This is a genomic window from Undibacterium sp. TC4M20W, assembly GCF_049340245.1.
Taxonomy (GTDB): Bacteria; Pseudomonadota; Gammaproteobacteria; order Burkholderiales; family Burkholderiaceae_D; genus Undibacterium.
Genome location: NZ_JBMPPI010000014.1, coordinates 128,486 through 150,077, shown reverse-complemented (window position 1 = coordinate 150,077; position 21,592 = coordinate 128,486). Strand labels below are relative to the sequence as shown.

18 protein-coding genes and 2 tRNA genes are annotated in these 21,592 nt (G+C 51.2%); 16 read left to right on the top strand and 4 right to left on the bottom strand.

Annotated features, from left to right (window positions below):
- Positions 1-21: 21 nt before the first annotated feature.
- The 9 genes from paaI (at position 22) to ACO0LL_RS17775 (ending at position 11,423) form a co-directional block, all read left to right on the top strand.
- Complete coding sequence (gene paaI / locus ACO0LL_RS17815) at positions 22-516, top strand: hydroxyphenylacetyl-CoA thioesterase PaaI (RefSeq protein WP_422952172.1); 495 nt, start codon at positions 22-24, stop codon at positions 514-516.
- Positions 517-576: 60 nt separating this feature from the next.
- Entirely contained in the window at positions 577-1,905 is a 1,329-nt protein-coding gene (paaK, locus tag ACO0LL_RS17810; RefSeq protein ID WP_422952171.1) for a phenylacetate--CoA ligase PaaK, read from the top strand.
- 37 nt (positions 1,906-1,942) lie between these two features.
- Positions 1,943-3,145: a 3-oxoadipyl-CoA thiolase gene (pcaF, locus tag ACO0LL_RS17805; RefSeq protein ID WP_422952170.1), complete on the top strand. Its 1,203-nt coding sequence runs from the start codon at positions 1,943-1,945 to the stop codon at positions 3,143-3,145.
- A gap of 15 nt (positions 3,146-3,160) precedes the next feature.
- Positions 3,161-3,760, top strand: a complete 600-nt coding sequence (locus ACO0LL_RS17800) for a phenylacetic acid degradation protein PaaY (protein ID WP_422952169.1) — start codon at positions 3,161-3,163, stop codon at positions 3,758-3,760.
- 49 nt (positions 3,761-3,809) lie between these two features.
- Complete coding sequence (paaZ, locus tag ACO0LL_RS17795) at positions 3,810-5,867, top strand: phenylacetic acid degradation bifunctional protein PaaZ (RefSeq protein WP_422952168.1); 2,058 nt, start codon at positions 3,810-3,812, stop codon at positions 5,865-5,867.
- 236 nt (positions 5,868-6,103) lie between these two features.
- Positions 6,104-8,929 carry an ATP-binding protein gene (locus ACO0LL_RS17790; protein WP_422952167.1) on the top strand — a complete coding sequence of 942 codons (2,826 nt, stop codon included), beginning with the start codon at positions 6,104-6,106 and terminating at the stop codon, positions 8,927-8,929.
- 192 nt (positions 8,930-9,121) lie between these two features.
- Positions 9,122-11,005 (top strand): potassium transporter Kup, encoded by a 1,884-nt coding sequence (locus ACO0LL_RS17785; protein ID WP_422952166.1) that lies wholly within the window; start codon positions 9,122-9,124, stop codon positions 11,003-11,005.
- 57 nt (positions 11,006-11,062) lie between these two features.
- Positions 11,063-11,139 (top strand) — tRNA-Arg (locus ACO0LL_RS17780).
- Between the two features lie 207 nt (positions 11,140-11,346).
- Positions 11,347-11,423 (top strand) — tRNA-Arg (locus tag ACO0LL_RS17775).
- Positions 11,424-11,521: 98 nt separating this feature from the next.
- Here ACO0LL_RS17775 and ACO0LL_RS17770 read toward each other — a convergent pair.
- Complete coding sequence (locus ACO0LL_RS17770) at positions 11,522-11,920, bottom strand: thioredoxin family protein (RefSeq protein ID WP_422952165.1); 399 nt, start codon at positions 11,918-11,920, stop codon at positions 11,522-11,524.
- 133 nt (positions 11,921-12,053) lie between these two features.
- Here ACO0LL_RS17770 and tsaB point away from each other — a divergent pair, with 133 nt between their 5' ends.
- From tsaB to ACO0LL_RS17750, 4 genes are read left to right on the top strand one after another with little or no spacing between them, the layout of a single operon-like run.
- On the top strand, positions 12,054-12,764 hold the full coding sequence (gene tsaB, locus ACO0LL_RS17765; protein ID WP_422952164.1) for a tRNA (adenosine(37)-N6)-threonylcarbamoyltransferase complex dimerization subunit type 1 TsaB: 711 nt from the start codon (positions 12,054-12,056) through the stop codon (positions 12,762-12,764).
- An 11-nt stretch (positions 12,765-12,775) separates the two neighbouring features.
- On the top strand, positions 12,776-13,252 hold the full coding sequence (rimI, locus tag ACO0LL_RS17760) for a ribosomal protein S18-alanine N-acetyltransferase (RefSeq protein WP_422952163.1): 477 nt from the start codon (positions 12,776-12,778) through the stop codon (positions 13,250-13,252).
- The gene (locus ACO0LL_RS17755) at positions 13,239-14,180 is read left to right on the top strand and encodes a uracil-DNA glycosylase (RefSeq protein WP_422952162.1); all 942 of its coding nucleotides are present in this window, start codon (positions 13,239-13,241) and stop codon (positions 14,178-14,180) included. The genes rimI and ACO0LL_RS17755 overlap by 14 nt, the downstream gene beginning before the upstream one ends.
- A gap of 5 nt (positions 14,181-14,185) precedes the next feature.
- Positions 14,186-15,136 (top strand): DUF1853 family protein, encoded by a 951-nt coding sequence (locus tag ACO0LL_RS17750; RefSeq protein ID WP_422952161.1) that lies wholly within the window; start codon positions 14,186-14,188, stop codon positions 15,134-15,136.
- A gap of 63 nt (positions 15,137-15,199) precedes the next feature.
- Here the strand turns inward: ACO0LL_RS17750 and lplT are convergent, their stop codons facing one another.
- Positions 15,200-16,462, bottom strand: coding sequence for a lysophospholipid transporter LplT (gene lplT, locus ACO0LL_RS17745; RefSeq protein WP_422952160.1), 1,263 nt, complete (start codon positions 16,460-16,462; stop codon positions 15,200-15,202).
- Between the two features lie 189 nt (positions 16,463-16,651).
- On the opposite strand from lplT, the gene radA reads away from it, so the two are divergent.
- A complete protein-coding gene (gene radA, locus ACO0LL_RS17740) occupies positions 16,652-18,037 on the top strand; it encodes a DNA repair protein RadA (RefSeq protein WP_422952159.1) in 1,386 nt (461 codons plus the stop codon).
- Here radA and hpnE read toward each other — a convergent pair.
- Both hpnE and hpnD read right to left on the bottom strand, forming a co-directional pair.
- Entirely contained in the window at positions 18,034-19,404 is a 1,371-nt protein-coding gene (gene hpnE, locus ACO0LL_RS17735) for a hydroxysqualene dehydroxylase HpnE (RefSeq protein WP_422952158.1), read from the bottom strand. The two genes, radA and hpnE, sit on opposite strands and share 4 nt — an antisense overlap.
- Entirely contained in the window at positions 19,397-20,230 is an 834-nt protein-coding gene (gene hpnD, locus ACO0LL_RS17730) for a presqualene diphosphate synthase HpnD (protein ID WP_422952157.1), read from the bottom strand. The genes hpnE and hpnD overlap by 8 nt, the downstream gene beginning before the upstream one ends.
- Positions 20,231-20,246: 16 nt before the next feature.
- Here hpnD and ACO0LL_RS17725 point away from each other — a divergent pair, with 16 nt between their 5' ends.
- Both ACO0LL_RS17725 and ACO0LL_RS17720 read left to right on the top strand, forming a co-directional pair.
- Entirely contained in the window at positions 20,247-20,423 is a 177-nt protein-coding gene (locus tag ACO0LL_RS17725) for a hypothetical protein (RefSeq protein WP_422952156.1), read from the top strand.
- 236 nt (positions 20,424-20,659) lie between these two features.
- Positions 20,660-21,508 carry a hypothetical protein gene (locus ACO0LL_RS17720; protein ID WP_422952155.1) on the top strand — a complete coding sequence of 283 codons (849 nt, stop codon included), beginning with the start codon at positions 20,660-20,662 and terminating at the stop codon, positions 21,506-21,508.
- The last annotated feature ends 84 nt before the right edge of the window (positions 21,509-21,592 follow it).

Genomic DNA, 21,592 nt, shown 5'->3' with positions numbered 1-21,592 from the left:
ATAGGCCAAGGAAAAGCATAGATGAGCACAGAGATCAGTCAAGTAAGTAAGCAATTTGCCAAAGACAGTCAGCACATGGCAGAACTCACTGCCGCCGCCATGTTCGCCAGCGATGCCGCAACGCGCGGGCTGAATATGCAGATAGCTTATGTAGCTGAAGGTACGGCAACACTCAGCATGGTGATCAGACCTGATATGCTGAATGGGCACAAGACCTGTCATGGTGGTTATTTGTTTACCCTGGCCGACAGTGCTTTTGCCTTCGCCTGCAATAGCCGCAATCAGGTGACTGTTGCTGCCGGATGCAGCATAGAATTTCTGTCACCAGGGAGTGAGGGTGATGTCATCACCGCGACTGCAACAGAACAATCATTGACTGGCCGTACCGGCATCTACGATGCGCGCCTGACTAATCAGCATGGCCAATTGATCGCGCTGTTCCGTGGCAAGTCGCATAAGCTGAATGCGGAAGTTGTACCAGGTCTGGTATTGCAGGAAAACGCAATTCCAACCTGAACTTGTGTTTAGCCATCAATCATAGAAACGAAATCAGGATAAGTGAGCGGGAGACAAAACATGGCAGACAACACAGACAGAAAAATAGCTAAGGGTTTAGACGCAATAGAAACGGCAAGAAAGGACGAGCTTCAGGCCTTGCAATTGCAGCGACTGAAATGGACCTTGCAACACGTGTATGACAACGTTCCGCATTATCGCGCCAGTTTTGATGCGGCGGGCGTACATCCCGATGATTTGAAAACCCTGGCTGACCTGGCGAAATTTCCTTTCACTGGCAAGAAGGATTTACGCGACAACTATCCTTTCGGCATGTTTGCCGTACCGCGTGAAAAAGTGGTCAGGGTGCATGCATCCAGTGGCACCACAGGCAAGCCAACGGTGGTTGGTTACACGCAAAAAGATATTGATAACTGGGCAGATCTGGTGGCGCGCTCTATACGTGCTGCCGGTGGTCGTGCTGGCGATATTGTGCAAGTCTCTTATGGTTATGGCCTGTTCACTGGTGGTCTGGGTGCGCATTATGGCGCAGAGCGCCTCGGTTGTACTGTCATCCCCATGTCTGGTGGTCAGACAGAAAAACAGGTGCAACTGATACAGGATTTCCAGCCATCCATCATCATGGTCACGCCTTCTTATATGCTCAATATCATAGAAGAAATGACGCGCCAGGGCATAGACGCTGCCAACACCTCGTTGCGAATCGGCATCTTCGGTGCTGAACCATGGACCGATGCCATGCGCAGTGAAATTGAAACGCGTGCAGGTATTGACGCCGTTGATATCTATGGTTTGTCAGAAGTCATGGGGCCAGGCGTCGCCAGTGAATGCATAGAAAGCAAGGATGGTCCTGTCATATGGGAAGACCATTTTTACCCGGAGATTATCAATCCCGAAACGGGTGAAGTTTTGCCCGATGGTGAAGAGGGTGAGCTGGTTTTCACATCTCTGAGTAAAGAGGCTTTCCCAGTCATACGCTACCGCACCCGAGACCTGACACGCTTACTGCCACCGACATCAAGATCCATGCGTCGCATGGGAAAGATCACTGGCCGCTCTGACGACATGCTCATCATCCGTGGCGTGAATTTATTTCCCACCCAAGTAGAAGAACTGATACTCAAACACCCGCAACTGGCACCGCAATATCAACTGGTAGTGACGCGGGAAGGTCATATGGACAAGCTTGATATCGTGGCAGAACTGCGGCCTGAAGTATCAGGCATTTTGTCAGAGCAGGATGTGAAGCAATTGCACCAGCAGCTTGAACACCACATCAAGACTTTTATAGGCGTCAGTTGCCATGTCAGCATACTGCCCGCCAACAGCATAGAGCGCACCATGGTCGGCAAGGCCAGGCGTGTTGTGGACAATCGCAAGAAGGCTTGAGCATTCAAAGCAAATAAAATAAAAGGAAGACAAAAATATGGAAGCATGGATATGCGACGCTGTCAGGACCCCATTCGCCCGTTACGGTGGTGCCATGGCCAGTATACGTACAGATGATCTGGCAGCCTTGCCGATCAAGGCATTGATGGAACGTAATGCTGGCGTAGACTGGAAAATGGTTGATGACGTGTACTACGGTTGTGCCAACCAGGCCGGTGAAGATAATCGCAATGTTGGCCGCATGGCCGCATTGCTGGCAGGTTTGCCGGTAGATGTGCCAGCCAATACCATCAACCGCCTGTGCGGTTCCAGCCTGGATGCCATAGGCATAGGCGGGCGTGCGATCAAATCAGGTGAGGCATCACTGATTATTGCTGGTGGGGTGGAGAGCATGACGCGCGCACCCTTTGTCATGGCCAAGGCCGACAGTGCTTTTTCACGTGCCGCAAAAATCGAAGATACGACTATAGGCTGGCGTTTTGTGAATGCCTTGATGAAGGCAAAATATGGCATAGATTCCATGCCCGAAACGGCAGAAAACGTCGCCGAACAATTTGGCATTAACCGTGCTGACCAGGATGCCTTTGCCCTGCGCAGCCAGCAACGCTGGGCGGCAGCCCACGCTGCCGGTTTTTTTGCCGGAGAAATTATTTCCGTCAGCATCCCGCAAAAAAAGGGCGAAGCCATTTTGTTCACTACCGATGAACACCCACGTCCGGATACAGATATCGCCATGCTGTCTCGCCTGAAAGGCGTGGTCAAACCAGATGGCACAGTCACTGCCGGCAATGCATCCGGCGTTAATGATGGTGCCTGTGCCTTGTTGCTGGCTTCCGATGCGGCGGTAAAACAGTATGGCCTGACACAACGTGCCCGTATCGTCGGCATGGCAACAGCTGGTCTGGCTCCGCGCATCATGGGTTTTGGCCCTTCACCTGCAACACGTAAGCTGCTGGCGCAGACAGGATTGAGCCTGGCGCAGATGGATGTCATCGAACTTAACGAAGCCTTTGCGGCACAAGGTCTGGCAGTCACGCGTGATCTTGGTCTGGCTGATGATGCTGCACATGTCAATCCAAATGGTGGTGCGATAGCGATAGGCCATCCACTTGGTGCATCTGGTGCGCGTCTGGTAACTACAGCACTGAACCAGCTGGAACGCATCAATGGCCGTTATGCCTTGTGCACCATGTGCATAGGCGTGGGGCAGGGTATCGCCCTCATCATAGAACGTGCCTGAAGCTAAGGAAGCTGCATGACTATATATGCAATCGATGGCCTGATACCGGTGGTGCATCCCAGCGCCTATGTGCACCCCAGCGCCACGCTGATAGGCGATGTGATCGTCGGGCCTGGCTGTTATATCGGCCCGTCTGCCAGCCTGCGTGGCGACTTTGGCCGCATTGTTCTGGAACACGGCGCGAATGTGCAGGATACCTGTGTCATCCATGGTTTCCCTGACAGCGACACCGTGGTGGAGCAGGACGGGCATATCGGCCATGGCGCAGTACTGCATGGCTGCCGCATAGGTAAAAACGCCATGGTGGGCATGAATGCCGTGGTCATGGACAAGGCCGTCATTGGTGAATCGTCGATCGTCGCTGCCATGTCCTTTGTCAAAGCCGGTATGGACGTGCCGCCACGCAGCCTGGTCATGGGCGCACCAGCCCGCATTGCACGTGTTTTGCGTGATGAAGAAATCGCCTGGAAGACCGAAGGCACGGCGCAATACCATGCACTGACCAGACGCTCACTCGCCAGTATGCAGGAAGTGGAAGCGCTGACCGCAGTCGAAGAAAATCGCCCGCGCATTGCGCTGGCGGCAGGCTTGCCAACATATAGTACTAAGACCTGATGGCACCAAGTCCTGATCCTGAATATTTGATTATTTAAGAGAGTAATCCATGAAAATTTTGCAAAGCTGGATAGCTGGTGTATGGACCGGTACAGAGCCACAACAAATCCTGCATAGCGCCATTGATGGCAGTGCGATCTACGCCAGCCATGCCGAAGCCCTGGACTTTGGTGCAGCGTTGACTTATGCAAGGAAGATTGGCCTGAAAAACTTGCTTGCGCTGGACTTCCAGCAGCGTGCTTCTATTTTGCGCACTCTGGCCAAATACCTGACTGAACATAAGGAGGAGTTATACGTAATTTCATCCCACACAGGCGCAACCCGCAGTGATAGCTGGATAGATATAGAAGGTGGCGCAGGTACCGTATTTGCCTACGCCAGCATAGGCACGAATGAATTCCCGTCCGCGAATGTGGTACATGAAGGCCCGGCCATGCCTTTAGGCAAACAGGGGCATTTTTCAGGCACACACATTCTGGTTCCGCGTCAGGGTGTGGCAGTGCATATCAATGCCTTCAATTTTCCCGTCTGGGGTTTACTGGAAAAATTTGCGCCCAGTTTTTTGGCGGGCATGCCTTGCATAGTCAAACCGGCAACTGCGACCTCGTATCTTACCGAGGCACTGGTCAGGCAAATTCATGCCAGTGGTTTGCTGCCTGAAGGTAGTTTGCAACTGATCATCGGTTCCACTGGCAACTTGCTTGATCTGCTGGAAGAAACTGACGTTGTCACCTTCACCGGTTCTGCGGCCACGGCAGCGCAATTGAAGGTGCATCCAAATATCGTGCGCCGTTCCATCCCCTTCAATGCCGAAGCTGATTCACTGAACTGCGCGATACTGGGGCCGGATATTGAAGCAGGTGATGAGGAACTGGATTTGTACGTCAAAGAAGTGGTGCGTGAAATGACAGCCAAGGCCGGGCAAAAATGCACGGCCATACGCAGGGCCATGGTGCCCGCTGCGCAACTGGATGTGGTGGCAGAAAAAATACGCGCCAGGTTGGATAAAACAATAGTAGGTGACCCCCGTCTCGAAGGTGTACGCATGGGGCCGCTTGCCAGTCGTGCCCAGCAGCACGATGTACTCGCCAGTATTCAACAACTGGCAGCAGGCAATCAAATCATTTGCGGCGGTGCTGTGCCAGTGCAATTGCAAGGGGAAGGGCTCGAACAGGGTGCTTTCGTTGCACCGACCCTGATCGTTTGCCGCCAGCCTATGGAAAATTCGGCAGTACACGAGATTGAAGCCTTTGGCCCGGTGACGACCCTGATGCCTTACAAGGATATGCAGGAGGTTCTGACGCTGGCGGCAAAAGGTTGCGGCAGCCTGGTAGCTACCCTGGTCACCAAAGACCCGCATATCGCCGCCATGGCGATACCGCATATGGCGGCACGCCATGGTCGCCTGATGATCTTGAATGCCGAATCAGCGCCAGAATCAACTGGCCATGGTTCACCCTTGCCACAATTGAAGCATGGCGGCCCTGGCCGTGCCGGTGGTGGTGAAGAACTGGGTGGTAGTAGGGCAGTCAAACATTATTTGCAAAGAGCCGCTGTGCAGGGATCACCTACGATGCTGGCCGCAGTGACGGCAGAGCACGTACGTGGAGCGGTTGTACTGGAATCTGATGTCCATCCCTTCCGCCGCTATTTTGAAGACCTGCAGATTGGCATGTCCTTGCTGACACACAGGCGTACTGTCAGTGAAGCAGATATCGTTGCCTTTGGTGGTTTGTCCGGTGACTTTTTCTACATGCATTTCGATGAGATCGCTGCCAAAGAAAGCCCTTTCGGCAAGCGTATTGCGCATGGTTATTTTGTGTTGTCGGCTGCTGCCGGTTTATTTGTGTCTCCTGCACCTGGCCCTGTACTGGCCAACTACGGCCTCGACACCCTGCGTTTCATCAAACCGGTAGGCATAGGTGACACCATCCGTGCACGCCTGACTTGCAAGCGCAAGATAGACAGGCAAAAGAAAGATGCCAAGGGTGTAGGGCAGGGGGTGGTGGCCTGGGATGTGGAAGTGACTAATCAGGATAATGAACTGGTGGCGTCCTATGATATTTTGACTCTGGTAGCCAAAAAATCAGACACGGCAGTCGCATAGACATAAAGATTGTTTGAATTTTAATAAATTATCTTTAAGCTAATGAGCAGGCTGGTATTTCAATGAGAAATTCATTTGAAATACCAGCCTGTGTTACTTTTCGGTGTAAGGTTTTGTCAATATTCTTCAAATGCGCTACTCTGGCTTCGGGATTATCTTCAAATTTTTGCCTGATCTGATACTATTTCTTCAATACCCAAGCCGTCAAAATCATCCAACCTCCTTAATTTCACCCCATGGACATATTCGTTACCAATGACGAAGTAGAGCAGTGGGAACGCGAATTGCCAGGTTTGCGTGGGATGGAATTATTGGACCTGCAGCTAAAGCTTGCCTGGCACTTGCGCCAACGTGACACTCTGAGGGCACTTAAGCTGGCCCAGGCCACGGAAAATCTCACTGGCGAATTGTTTCCTTCTGATGATAGTGATGCAGGCAGCGCTGCACGGCTCATACGCGCCCGCTTGCTGCTGATCCGTGCTGAAGCTGCATGGTTGTTTGGCGAGTTTGATCAGGCGGCACAGTTGTCTGTGCAATCTCTGGAACTGTCAACTGGTAATGACTCTGACCTGGCTGCGTGCTGTACTGCAGATGCGCATTTTTTGCTTGCTAGTGTTAATTTGCAAAAAGGCGAGGTGCCAGTAGTTGAAGCAGAAATTGGCCTGGCTGTTCAGTTTGCCCTTGTGGCAAAAGACAAGATGCGCGAAACCGCCGCAGAATCCCTGCTGGCCAATCAACTGGTGTTGCGCAACTTGCCTCTGGCGCTTGAACGCTGGGGTGAACGCCGCAATCCTGAAAGCCAGAGTAGCGATCTTTTCCTGCGCAGTTATATCAACGAATTTTTAATGTATACCTATTCCCTCACCAGCGACTTTGGTGCATCCGCAGGGCGTGGCATACAGGTATTTGAATTCGCCAGAAATTATGGGCAAAAGCGTCGCATGATCACTGCTGCCAGCAATATAGGTGATGCCTTTAACAGCATGAGTGATCATCAGTCTGCCTTGCACTGGATACAGGATGGGCTTGATCTGGCCAGAGCGGCCGGATGGCCCAACAGCATAGCCAGTTGCCTGGTGCAGATGTCAGAGACCCTGCGCAGGCTGGGCCGTCTGGATGCTGCCAAGCAGATGCTTGAAAATGCCTTGCCCATACTGGCGAAGGTGGTAGGGGCACGCGCCCATTTACTGGCCTTGCGTTATCTCGGTGATTTGTCACTGGACATGGGTGACTATGCAACTGCGCTGACCACTTTTCATGAATTGATTTCCTGGGCGGATAAAAAGAATCATCTGGATTTTCGTATAGGCTCACGCCGTGGTTATGCCAATGCCTTATCCATGCAAGGACAGGCCAAGGCGGCATTGGCTGTCGCGCTTGAAGCATTGACGCTGGCGCGCCAGAGTACTGATGGCTACCGGCATATTGAAGTCTTGCGTGTGCTCGCCGCTTTATACACGCGCCATAGCTTGCCTGAACCTGCACAAATGCAAGCTGCCAGCGCTTCCTTGCATTATCTGCGCATGGCACTTGACCTCGCTGACAATATCAGCGGGTTTACCATACCGCCAGACCTGTATGAAGAAATTGCCCATGCCTATGCGGCTGCCGACAATTTTCGCCAGGCCTATGAGTTTGGACAACTGGCACTCATTGCCCGCGAAAAAAGTAACAAGCTTGCTTCTGCGAACCGGCTCAATGCCATGCAACTGAGCCAGCAGACTGAGCGCATGAAGGCTGAGAGTGAGCATCTGCGTCAGCTGGCAGCAGCAGAAGCGCAACGTGCCAAAGTCTTGCAACAAACCAGCATCGTGCTGGAAAAATTGGGAACCATAGGGCAAGAAATTACTGCCAGCCTGGATGCTGCGGCAGTCTTTGAAGCCTTGAATCGCCACGTGCACGACTTGCTGCATGTGACCGCCTTTGTCATCTACATGATGGATGATGATCAGCAAAGCATGACCTCGGCTTTTGGTGTCGAAAATGGTATGCCGATAGAGCCAGATACCGTTTACATGTCTAGCCCCGTGTCGAACTCTGTGCGCTGCGTCAAAGAGCGCCGTGAAGTTGCCATTGAGCTGGCTGCCGAGGACGAATTGCCCGGCCTGATACCTGGTACGGAAATGGTACACAGCATGCTGTTTGCGCCGCTGATCATAGGCGACAGGATACTCGGTGCGATGACCATACAGTCTTCGCGTCAGCATGTGTATGGCGACAGGGAAAAAATGATTTTCCGTTCGCTATGCGCGTATGGTGCGATTGCTCTCGGTAATGCGGATGCTTATATGCGCTTGCAAAAAACCCAGGAGCATTTGCTGGCGCAGGAAAAACTGGCGGCCCTGGGTTCGCTGGTAGCGGGCGTTGCGCATGAACTCAATACGCCGATTGGGAATTGCCTGCTGGTTGCCAGCACCTTGCAGGATGGTAGCCGCTTCCTCAGCAGCAAACTGGCAGGGCAAACCTTGCGCCGCTCAGACTTGAATAATTTTTGTGAAGAGGTTAAAACCTCGTCAGAAATATTAATGCGTGGCCTGAGCAGTGCTGCGACACTGGTTAGCAGTTTCAAACAGGTGGCGGTAGATCGCACCTCTGAGCACAGGCGCAGCTTTGATCTGCGCCAGGTCTTGCACGATATTATCGCCACCCTCAACATTCGCATTACCCAGACTGGTCACAGCATACAAGTGAACGTGCCATACAACATTCATATGGACAGCTATCCAGGCTCTTTGGGCCAGGTGATCAGCAATCTCGTGGAAAATTCCATCTTGCACGCCTTTGACAAGAGGCAGGCGGGCCACATGGAAATCAATGTCAGCACGGTAGATGGAGAGCGCGTCCTGATCGTCTTTAGCGATGATGGAGAAGGCATACCCGAAGAAAACCAGAAACGGATTTTTGACCCGTTCTTTACCACCAAACTGGGGCAGGGAGGTAGCGGACTTGGGCTGAATATCTGCTACAACATCACTGCCTCGATTTTGCACGGACAACTCAGCGTTAAAAGTAGTCTTGGAAGTGGCACCAGTTTTTATCTGGATTTGCCTCTCGTTGTTTGAATTTTTTTGAATTTTGTTTGAGTTTGTGAAATAACAATAATTGTTAAAAACAGTATGCACAAAGTCAGGTCTTTAGAAAAAATCAACGCTTGAATTTGATCCTTGTCAAGTATCCTTTTTTTGTTGCACTTACTTGAAAATCTGAACGAATTCACCTATTGTGCAATGCACCAATAATAACAAGGTACACAATTGGCTAATCAACACACAAAAAGCAGCCTGGCGGGCTTGACCCTGGCTGCTGTCGGCATCGTTTATGGCGATATAGGTACGAGTCCTCTTTATACGATGAAAGAGGTGTTTTCAAAAGAGCATGGTCTAGCACTCAATGAGGCGAATATCTTTGGTGTCGTATCCCTGATACTATGGGGTTTGATCATCATCGTTGCGGTCAAATATGTCACCCTGATACTAAGAGCTGACAATCGTGGTGAAGGCGGTATCATGGCGCTGACTGCTTTAGCGCTAGAATCTGTTGGCAAATCTGCCAAATCTCATTTCACTTTACTCGTTCTTGGCTTGTTTGGTGCGGCCCTGTTTTATGGCGACGGCGTTATTACGCCAGCGATTTCGGTGTTGTCTGCTATTGAAGGGCTGGAGGTGGCCACGCCTGCATTCACACCCTACGTAGTACCGATTACGCTAGTCGTGCTTTTACTTTTGTATTCTGTGCAATACAAGGGTACTGCAGGGATAGGCAAGTGGTTCGGTCCCATCATGGTCGTCTGGTTTTTTGTGCTGGCAGGGATGGGGATTTATAACATTGCTAAAATGCCCGGCATTTTATGGGCGCTCAATCCTATGCATGCCGTTGCTTTCATGGCCTTGAACAAGGGGCTGGCATTTCTGGCTTTGGGCGCTGTTGTGCTTGCATTTACGGGTGCAGAAGCACTGTATGCAGACATGGGGCATTTTGGCAGCAAACCCATTCGTGCCGCCTGGTTCATGATCGTTTTCCCTTCTTTGGGTTTAAACTATCTTGGGCAAGGGGCATTACTGATGGCAAATCCAGATGCAGTTGGCAATCCGTTTTACCAGCAACTTGGTGCCTGGAGCATCTACCCATTGGTTATTTTATCCACGGTGGCGACAGTGATTGCCTCACAGGCCACGATCTCAGGTACGTTCTCCATGACCAAACAAGCGATTTCCCTCGGCATCATGCCAAGGATGGAAATTGTCCATACGTCATCGAAAGAAATAGGGCAAATCTATATTCCTGCAGTCAATTGGTTGCAGCTTGCTGCTGTCGTGGCTGCTGTGGTGGGATTTGGCTCATCATCAAGCCTGGCATCTGCTTATGGTATTGCCGTGACAGGAACTATGTTAGTGACGTCACTGCTTACTTTTTTCGTTATACGCTATGGTTGGAAATACAATCCTGTATTGTGTTTCCTTGCAACCGGTTTCTTCTTGTTCATTGATGTCTCATTGTTTTCTGCCAACGTACTTAAATTATTCCACGGCATAGGCGGTTGGTTCCCGGTGATATTAGGTGTAGTAATGTTTACCCTGATGATGACCTGGAAGCGTGGTCGCGAACTGGTCTTTGATAATCTGAAAAAGCATGCAATTCCATTAGAAGATTTTCTTGAATCCCTGTTTGTCTCTGCACCGATTAGAGTGTCAGGAACAGCGGTATTCTTGCGTGGCGAGGCCGATGGTGTACCGCATGCCTTGTTGCATAATCTGTCGCACAACAAGATTTTGCATGAGCGAGTGATTTTCCTGACCCTGCATAACCGCGAAATCCCCTGGGTAGCCACTTCAGAGCGTGTCAAGGTTGCTGATCTGGGGAATGCCTGCTTCCAAATTGACGTGTTCTACGGCTTTAAGAATGAGCCGGATATTCCAGGTGCCTTGGCTTTATGCGAACCCTTTGGTCTGACATTTGAACCTATGGAAACTTCTTACTTTATTTCTCGTCAAACCATTATTTCCAGCCCTGGCAGTGGTATGGCGATGTGGCGTGAGAGCGTATTCGTTGCCATGTCCCGTATTGCCCGTGATGCGGCTGACTTTTACCAGATACCGAGTAATCGTGTCATTGAAGTGGGTTCTCAGGTCGAAATCTAAAAACTTGGCACGGGCACTTATCAAACCAAAATGCCTGTGCTATACTCTCGGTCTTTCGCGGCTGTAGCTCAGCTGGATAGAGTACTTGGCTACGAACCAAGGGGTCGTGGGTTCGATTCCTGCCAGCCGCACCAGATTCAAGGGACTAGATGCAAATCTAGTCCCTTTTGTCTTTTTTATTCGCGATTTTTGATATCTCCATAGAAATATGGCAGAGACGTGGGGATATCAGGCTTGGTATCCGGCTTGGCTTCAAGGAAATGCCTTTTAATTAAGCTAAAAAATAATCTGGCTTTAGGGGCTTTCCATTTTGCACCAGTCCGGCTATAATCTTGTTTTTCGCGGCTGTAGCTCAGCTGGATAGAGTACTTGGCTACGAACCAAGGGGTCGTGGGTTCGATTCCTGCCAGCCGCACCAGATTCAAGGGACTAGATGCAAATCTAGTCCCTTTTGTCTTTTTGCGATGGAAACAAACTGACTTGATCTGCCTGATTACAGCAGATCGCGGCATATGCTTAGCTTGCGAGTATCAGTTCCCGTATGTTCCAGTCTTCCGGGGCTGCCTGGTTCAAGGCGCTGCGCTTGACTTGCTGGCCTGGCGTTTCTTCTGTCATGGAGAGAATCAGACGTTGCAACTGGGCTGCGTCTGGCAATACAGTGCCAAGAAAAATCACCTGGTCGCGATGCTGTATGAGGATGGTAGGAAAGTTCTCTATATCCACTTCATCCACCAGATGCGCCTGATCTTCTATGTCTATCCAGGCAAAGCATTTGTCAGGATGTTTAATCATCAGTTCGTCAAAAGACGCCCTGTAAAAATTGCAGGTATCGCACCAGGCGGCGCACAGGCAGGCGATTAACCAGTCTTTATTTGCCAGGTCAGCCTTTATTGCGGAAATATCTTCGGTATTCATGATGGTATTCATCACGTAATTTTAAACCAAGTGATGAACTGAAGCGTAATTAAGGCATGACCAGGCATGGCCAAGGCATAAGCTTTGGCAAACAGCCAGTCTTGAAACAGGTGGAACACGGTAAAATACGCGTATGACCAGAATTTTAGCAATTGAAACCTCTACCGAGCTCGCCACCGCAGCCATCTTGACTGATGGTGGCATATTTGTCCGCGAACTCAGCGGTGTTCAGACACACTCCCAGGGTATTTTGCCTGCCATACAGGCTTTGCTTGCCGAGGCGGGTGTGCGCTTGCAGGATTGCGATGCTATTGCCTTTGGCTGTGGCCCCGGTGCTTTTACCGGCATACGCACAGCTTGCGGCATTGTGCAGGGTCTGGCCTATGGTGCAGACTTGCCAGTGATGCCCGTGGTGAGCCTGCTGGCCATGGCTGAAGCCGCGCGCGAGCAGGCAACATCAAATGAATTTGTCTGCATACTCGATGCGCGCATGAATGAAGTGTACTGGGCACAATACCGCTTTGATGACGTGGCTGGCTGGACAGAAATAAGTGCTCCCGCGCTGATAGGGCTGGATGCTGCATTGGCGGCCATCACGCTGGAAAACCCGCAGCTGGTACTGGGCAATGGCCTGACTTTGCCTGAGTCTGAGCAGGCAAAATATCAAGTGGTGCTATGTATGCCGCACGCAAAACAAGTCGGCATACTGGGACAACTGGATTTCGCCGCTGGTCTTAGCCTGCCTGCAGACCAGGCGCAGCCCCTGTACCTGCGCAATAAAATTGCCCTGACTACCGCTGAGCGTGAACAAGTTAAACTCCAGGCAGCCAAGGCGCCTGTGTAATGGAGTTGGTCATGGATTTGAAATTGATCACACCACATTATGGCAAATTGGGGTTTGCTGATGTCGATAGCATACTCAGCATAGAAGAACGGGTGTATGCGCATCCCTGGACACGTGGGAATTTTACTGACTCTTTTTCCAGTGGCTATGAAGCTTTTGGTTTCAGGAATGCAGAACTGGATTTGTTTGCCTATTTTGTCGTGATGCCGATACTGGATGAGCTGCATTTGCTGAATTTTGCAGTCGATCTGTCATATCAGGGACAAGGCCATGCAAAATTATTGATGGACAAACTATTCACTTATGCCAGAGAGCAGGCCCATGCCTCGATTTTGCTCGAAGTACGGCGCAGCAATGCGCGCGCCATTTCTGTGTATGAAGGCGCTGGATTTGCCGCTATCGGTGTGCGCAAGGGCTATTACCCCGCGCATGATAATCAGCGCGAAGATGCGATCGTAATGCGGAGGCTTATTGATGCAAACGTTTGACAGTCATAACAGGCAAAGAGCCTTGCATGAACTCGGTTTGGGCCCGATGTGGTTATTGCGCGAAGCAGAGCAAGTTGCGCTTGTACCTGCCTTGGAGGCTGGAGTTGAAGTCGGGCCTGATCCTGAGTCTGGGTCTGTTGCTGCGAAAACTGCCGAGCCAATAATAGTAACCCCAGCCCCAGCCCCAGCCCCAGCCGTAAATACGGCGTGGACTGAAACAGAGATTGTGCCGCACAAACACCCGCCGGAAGCCCCGTCTTTAGCCCAGGCTTTTGAAAGCCCGCCTGAAGCAGATGACTGGATGCCGCAAGAAGTGCAGCCTGTCCCGTCATTCGATAGTGAGCCTGCGATCGCTACTTTATCCTGGGATGAATTGCAGCCCATGGTGGAAAGCTGCCGTCAGTGTGGCCTGTGCCAGGGCCGGAAAAAAGCCGTATTTGGCACCGGTGACAAACAAGCCAAATGGCTGTTTGTCGGTGAAGGACCGGGCTATAACGAGAATTTGCAGGGTTTGCCATTTGTAGGTGCTGCCGGACAGTTGCTCGACAATATGCTCAAGTCCCTGGGCGTGCCACGTGGTGAGCAAAGCTATATCGCCAATATCGTCAAATGCCGTCCGACAGATGCACAAGGCAAGGACAGGCCACCGACTGCCGATGAAATCGCTGCCTGCCTGCCTTACCTGCACAGACAGATCGCCATGATCAAACCGCAAATCATTGTCGCACTAGGCAAGACTGCTGCCGTGTCTTTGCTGGGTATGGATATTGAAACCCCGGTGGGACAGTTGCGTGGCAAGGTGCATCAATTCAATGGCATACCGGTGGTGGCGACTTATCACCCGGCTTATCTCTTGCGCAAACCTGCGGACAAGGCCAAAGCCTGGGCAGATTTGTGTCTCGCTATTAAAGCACTGCCAGCACATTGAGCCATATGGAGAGCGCACAAGCTGCATTTCACCGGCAATGGCAGCATCTCCACAATCCTCATGTGCGGGCACTGGCATGGATGCTGACAGCGCCGGGTCTGCTGGATACCCATGATGTTTCCTGGGAAGGTAAACTGGCAAGCGCAGTTTTTTCTGATGCTCAAGTATTGCCCCAATGGCTGGCAGAGCTTGACGCTAATCCTGCCCCTTTGCTGGACTTGTTGCAGCGCCATCCCTCACGCCGGCTCGGTTTGTATGCGGAGAGGCTCTACGAATTCTATTTAACTGCGCACGGCTTGTTAGCTGCCCACGGTTTGCAGGTACATAACAAAGGGGCCAGCACCATAGGGGAGTTTGATTTTCTATTGCAGACCAAGGCTGGTCTGCAGCATCTGGAGCTGGCAACAAAATTTTATTTGTTCCATACCGATGCGGCAGGGGTACCAGATTTATATGATTATCTTGGCCCCAATCTGGCAGACAGCCTGGGTGCCAAGCTGCACAAGATCATGGGGCAGCAATTGCAATTGTCAGCACATCCGCTGGCACAGCAAGTCTTGCCTGGGGCAGTGCAAAGTGCGCAAGCCCTGATACTGGGCTGGTTGTTTTACCGCGACGAACAAACAGTTGATAGCTTTAGCATCAGGCTGGCACAGAATCACTGCCGTGGAGCGATATGGACGCAAGCAGAAGTGCGGTCGCTGGATTTTGAACATGCCTTGTTGCTGGACAGGCTGGAGTGGCTGGCACCCGCACAGTCAGACAAGAATGCAGTGCAGGAAAAGGGAAGCATACTGAATGACATGCAAACTTACTTTGCTACTCCCAGTGCGCCACTCATGCTCGCCCTGATGCAAGAAAACCAGGGGCTGATGCAGGAATACCGCCGGGGTATGGTGGTGCCGGATGACTGGTTTATACAGGCCGACATGGTTAAGCTGAAGCGCATTCCTTAGCGCACTGCTCATCACGCTCAATCAAAAGCACATGCAGCAGGGCTGTAATCGCCCTTCGCTTGATCAGTGCTTGTGCTCGCCTATCAGTGCCAGTGAATCGTACTCGCGTTGATTGGCCATGTGCTTGCGTATGACGGCATAGATAGTGCTGGAAACGAACAGGCCAAACAATACAATGATGACCATGATGTCTATCTTCATGGAGTTGAGCAAGGTATACAGCGCCAGCATGGTCAGGACAGACAGGTTTTCATTGAAGTTCTGCACAGAAATCGAATGTCCTGCGCTCATCAATACGTGGCCGCGATGCTGCAACAAGGCATTCATGGGAACCACAAAGAAGCCAGCCAGTGCACCCACCAGTATCAGTAATGGATAAGCGATCCAGATCGTATGTACAAAGATCATGGTGATCACTACCAGGCCCATGGCTACCCCCAGAGGCATGACGCTCAGGGATTTTTTCAACGGTACAAAACGGGCTGCGGCAACGGCACCCAGAGCAACCCCGATGGCAACTACACCTTGCAGGATGGCGGCTCTGTCCAACGTCATGTGCAGGGATTTTTCAGCCCATTTCAAGACGATGAATTGCAAGGTTGCTGCAGTGCCCCATAACAAAGTGGTGACGCCCAGTGTGATTTGACCGAGTCTGTCTTTCCACAGAATAGTCACGCACTCGGCAAATTCAGTCACCAGCTTGGCAGGATTGCGCTGCTGGTGCTTGTAACGTGCGCCAGTATCCGGGATGTGCATATTGAATAATGCAGCCGTGGCATAGCAGGCAGTCACTACACACAGCGCTGCCTCGGACGGGGTAGTGATATTAAAGTCGATGAGAGGAAAGTCAAAGTTGAGCAACACTGTCGAGACTTTTGAGTTCACCAGCGCACCACCCAATACCGTACCAAAGATAATGGATGAAACGGTCAATCCTTCTATCCAGCCATTCGCGGCTACCAGTTTTTCTGGTGGCAATAGTTCGGTGAGGATGCCATATTTGGCAGGGGAGTAGGCTGCAGCACCAAAGCCGACGACGGCATAGGCGATCAAGGGATGTACATGAAAAAACATCAGGGCGCAGCCACCGACTTTAATCATGTTGGTAATCAGCATGACCTTGCCCTTGGGCAGGGAGTCAGCAAAGGCACCAACAAAGGGGGCCAGCAAAACATAGGACAGCACAAAAAACAACTTCAACAGCGGCGACATCCATTCTGGAGATTGCATGGACGTCAACAGTGCCATTGCGGCTATCAGTAAGGCATTGTCGGCCAGCGAAGAAAAAAACTGCGCCGCCATGATCGTATAAAAACCGCTCTTCATGCTTTATTCATGCTCTATGTCTACCTGCTACAAAATGTCACTGGCAGCTTTATACCATGAAAATTGTGCGGAATTAGTGAAATAAGGCAAGCTAATTGCTGAATACTGGTTAAAATATCAGTGTTTTTATGGCTGGTATGCATGCAGTTTCCGCTGCTGCATGTTTTTAAAATTTCTTCAGGTCTGACGATGGCAAAAGCAAAAACCAATTTTACCTGCACCGAGTGTGGTGGTATTGTTAATAAGTGGGCGGGGCAGTGCCCGGCTTGCGGCCAATGGAATACCCTGGTCGAAACCATCGTTGAATCAGTTGGCAATCGCTTTAGTGCCAAACCCCAGGGGCTGGCGCAATCTGCACCGGTCTTGAACCTGGCAGAGATTGAAGCACTCGATGTGCCACGTTTTGGTACGGACATAGATGAATTCGACCGCGTGCTGGGTGGTGGACTGGTAGCAGGCGGTGTCGTATTGATAGGCGGCGACCCCGGCATCGGTAAATCTACTTTGCTGTTGCAGGCTCTGGCTAATCTGGCTCAAAAGAAAAAGGTCTTGTATGTCAGTGGTGAAGAGTCGGGCGCGCAAATCGCCCTGCGCGCCAAGCGCCTGTCACTGGATGCCAAAGACTTGCAATTGCAGGCTGAGATACAACTGGAAAAAATTCTCAATACCCTTGCTGAACATAAGCCACAGGTCGTGGTCATTGATTCTATCCAGACCATGTATTCAGATGCCCTGAGTTCTGCGCCTGGCTCAGTTGCCCAGGTGCGCGAATGTGCGGCACAATTGACGCGTGTTGCCAAGACCATGGACATCACCATGATACTGGTCGGCCATGTTACTAAAGAAGGTGCACTGGCCGGGCCAAGGGTGCTTGAGCATATCGTTGATACGGTCTTGTATTTTGAGGGGGACACTCATTCCAGCTTCCGCCTGGTGCGGGCCATCAAGAACCGTTTTGGTGCCGTCAACGAGCTTGGTGTGTTTGCCATGACGGAAAAAGGTTTGAAAGGGGTGTCCAATCCTTCGGCCTTGTTCCTGTCGCAACATGATACCCAGGTCGCCGGCTCTTGCGTCATGGTTACGCAAGAGGGCACGCGGCCCTTGCTGGTAGAGATACAGGCCTTAGTTGATAGTTCACATGCGCCCAATGCACGCCGCTTGTCAGTGGGTCTGGAGCAAAACCGGCTGGCCATGCTGCTGGCAGTGCTGCACAGGCATGCCGGTGTGGCGGCTTTTGATCAGGATGTCTTTATCAATGCAGTGGGCGGTGTCAAAATTGCCGAGCCTGCCGCCGATCTGGCTGTGCTGCTGGCGATTAACTCTTCCATGCGCAATAAACCTTTACCCCGTGGATTGGTGGTATTTGGTGAGGTTGGGCTGGCGGGTGAGATACGCCCAGCGCCACGCGGGCAGGAGCGCTTGCGCGAAGCGGCCAAGCTGGGCTTTTCCATCGCCATGATCCCCAAATCAAATGCACCCAAGCAAAAAATCGAAGGCCTGACCATCATAGGGGTCGATAGGATAGAAGAGGCCCTGTCCAGAATTCGCGATGTGGATAGTGAAATCCCGGATTAGATTTTTGACGCTTTCAAATCTTTGGCGATAGCTTGGCTGGCTGCTATGCCACTGCGTACTGCACCTTCCAGCGTGGCAGGGTAGTCGCCTTTGGTATAGTCACCTGCCAGATACAGGCCAGTGTAAGCAGTGTGATTGTCTGGCCGATTCAGACCAGGCGCACAACTGAAAGTGGCGCGTTTTTCCGAGATGCATTGATGCCAGATGGGCTGCACCAGTTCTGGCATGCCCAGACTCTGCGCCAGTTGTGCGGCAATATCCATTGCCAGTTCATGTCTGTCAATTTCCGTGGCAGCTTGCGACACACTCACGACCACTGCCAGCAAGCCCGCCTGATCTGGCTGCAACTGACCACGGTCAAATACATATTGTCCCCATTTTTTCTGAGTCACATCGTCAAGCAGGGCCAGCATGGCGCGTGGAAATCTGACGTTTGACCCATATTGCAGATAACAGGTAGTGATAGGTTCGTAAGTCATTGTAGCTAAGGGTACTGCCTGGTCTTTGGCTGGCAAGGTGGACAATAGCCTGTCTGCATTGGCAAAATCGCAGGCTAGTATGACTGCATCATAGAGCGATAGTTGTGCTTCTTCCTGCTTCAGTTGTACTTGCCATTTGCCATCTTCATTTCGCACAAGGCCTATTGCGGTATGGGCTGTTAAGACTTGCCCGCCGTGTGCGCGTACGTATGCAGCCGCTTTTTCAGGGAAGACGCTGCTCAGGTCCAGCCGGGGTATCAGCATGTCGGATGCTGCTCGTTTTGCTCCGAGACTATCGCGCAGCACATTTAAGAATACCTGGGCTGAGGCACGTTCTGGCGGGGTATTCAGGGCGGCGATGCAGAGTGGTATCCACATCAAACGACATAGCCGCGGTGTCTGGTCAAAACGTTCCAGTAATTCCAGCACGCTGCAATCTTCATTCAGACGCCAGCCCATCCAGCGTGCGGTGGATGAAAACCTGGCCAGCGCCATTTTGTCAGCAAAGCTCAGGCCACTGGATTTGATCAGGGCCAGTAACAGATGCAGTGGAGCAGGCAAGCGAGGGGCAATGAATGACATGCCGTCTTCCAGCGCGGGATACACCATTTGCAGCGGCAAATTCAATAGCGCTGTTTCAGGATCGACACCAACCAGTCGCATCAGGCGCAGACTCTGGGTATAGGCGCCCAGCAAAATATGCTGGCCATTATCCAGTTCTTGCCCGTGCACGGTGACACCACGCGCACGTCCACCCAGATTGCGGCTGGATTCGAATAATGTGACAGTAGCACCTTGTTGTACCAGTTCACAGGCAGCCGCGCAACCAGCCCAGCCAGCACCGATGACGGCGACTGACTTGTTTTTCAGCGCCTCTTTTTTAGCCACGAACGTAGGTTTTCCAGGCCAGCCAGAGTTTGCGTATCGGTGTCAGCGAGATGCGCTGATTAAGTACATGGAAACCGTCACGCTGTATTTCCACCAACAGGGCGCGATAAATTGCCGCCATGATCAGGCCAGTTCTTTGCGCCTTGCGGTCTTCCGGCGGAAGCAGGGCAAAGGCTTCTTCGTACAGCTTTTGTGCGCGCTCATACTGGAACTGCATCAGGGTTTCAAATTGCGTGCTATGGCGGGCATTCAGAATATCGGCTGCAGTGACATTGAATTGCTGTAGCTCATTGACGGGCAGGTAAATCCTGCCTTTGCGTGTATCTTCACCGACGTCGCGGATGATATTAGTCATCTGAAAAGCCAGGCCCAGTTTCTCAGCAAACTCACGGGTTTGCGGATTGGTGATGCCGAAAATACTGGCTGATAAAATGCCGACGACGCCAGCAACATGCCAGCAATATTTTTGCAGCGCATTGAAGTCGAGGTAGCGGGTCTGGTTCAAATCCATTTCCATACCATCGATAATCGCCAGCATGTGTGCTCCATCCAGCTGATAGTCTGCCATGTGCGGCAGCAAAGCCTTGGTCACCGGATGTGTAGGCTGATTCGCCAGCATCGCCTGCACTTCCTTGCGCCACCAGCCCAGTTTGCTGCGGGCCACCATATCGTCAGTGCTTTCATCCACAACATCATCGACTTCGCGGCAAAATGCATACAGGGCGGTGATTGCCCGCCTTCTGGCCTGGGGCAAAAACAGGAAGCTATAGTAAAAACTGGAGCCACTTTGTGCAGCTTTTTGCTGGCAATATTCGTCTGGAGACATGCTGAATGAGTAAGAAGTGGCGGATAAAGCCAAAATTAAAGCCAAAATTAAGGCCCAAAATAAAGCCAAAAAAGTAGCTATGTTAACAAACTGTGGCAAAGCTCACAAATCTCTTGCGCTTTATTGTGTGGCCAGTAAGGATGATTTCTACGCAGTTTACAGTAGAAATATGAAATTATTATTAATAAAGTGAGTCAGTAGATGGGCTAAGGCCGTTTTTTTGCTGGATAGGCAAAGCCATGGGTTTTGTATAAGAAGTGTATTTTGATGCCGGGATTAGTCTGTTTTATCGTAACATATTGTAATGAAAACGAAGAACTGCCTTCTTATCCGGGACTAAACGTATAATAGGCGGCGCGTTATAGAGCGATAGAGCGCCATGGAAAATCGGCGCGGCATTGAAAATAATTACTCATTCGGACGAATATCTTGAATAAATCGAAATTTGCAGCATTGATCGTTGGCGCAGGCATAGTCCTCGCTGGATGTGGTGGCTTTGTATATACGACAGTTGGCGGTAATGTCACTGGTCTGGGTACTGGTGATGTTCTGGTTTTGCGCAATGAAGCCAATTACACCCAGACGCTGACGGCAGATGGTACTTTCTCATTCAATGTTGCCAGCAATGGTGCTTACTCCATCACTGTGCTGACCCAACCAAATTCTGTGAACTGCACGGTTGTCAATGGCACAGGCAAGATGTCCAGTGATTCAGCAGTCAAGAACATCGCCGTAACCTGTGTGCCGAATGTGCCAGTGGGTGGTACGGTTTCTGGCATGGCTGACAATAGCTCCATGGTATTGCTCAATAATTTGTTGGCAACTACTACGGTGACGGCCAATGGCAGCTTCCAGTTTGCATCTTATGGTGTTAGCGGCCAGCCGTTTGCAGTGACTGTAGGTATCCCGCCCGCATCGCAGTACTGTACAGTCGCTAACGGCACTGGTACGGTCAATAACGCAAATCCTGCAGCTTCGCTGACGGCCCTGGTGTCTTGTGTACCTGCCGTGCCAGTTCAATTTACCGTCAATGGCCTGACAGCAGGCACCGTGTTGACCATGGTGAATACAGTAGATGGTTTTGCTGATAAATTTGCCGTCAGTGCACCAGGTAATTATCAGTTTAACTGGAGCTGGTTGAGTGGCAAGCCATTCAATATCACGGTTGATACCCAGGCTACCGGTCAGACTTGCAAGGTCACTAATGGTACTGGTGTGGTCGATGCGTCTAATCCTGCTGCCTCAAGAAATGCAGTGGTAGATTGCGCCAAGACTTGATAGCAGGTAGTTGATATAAATGAAAAAGCTGGGCAGATTAACATCTGTCCAGCTTTTTTACTTGCAAGGCCAGTTGCATAGGCA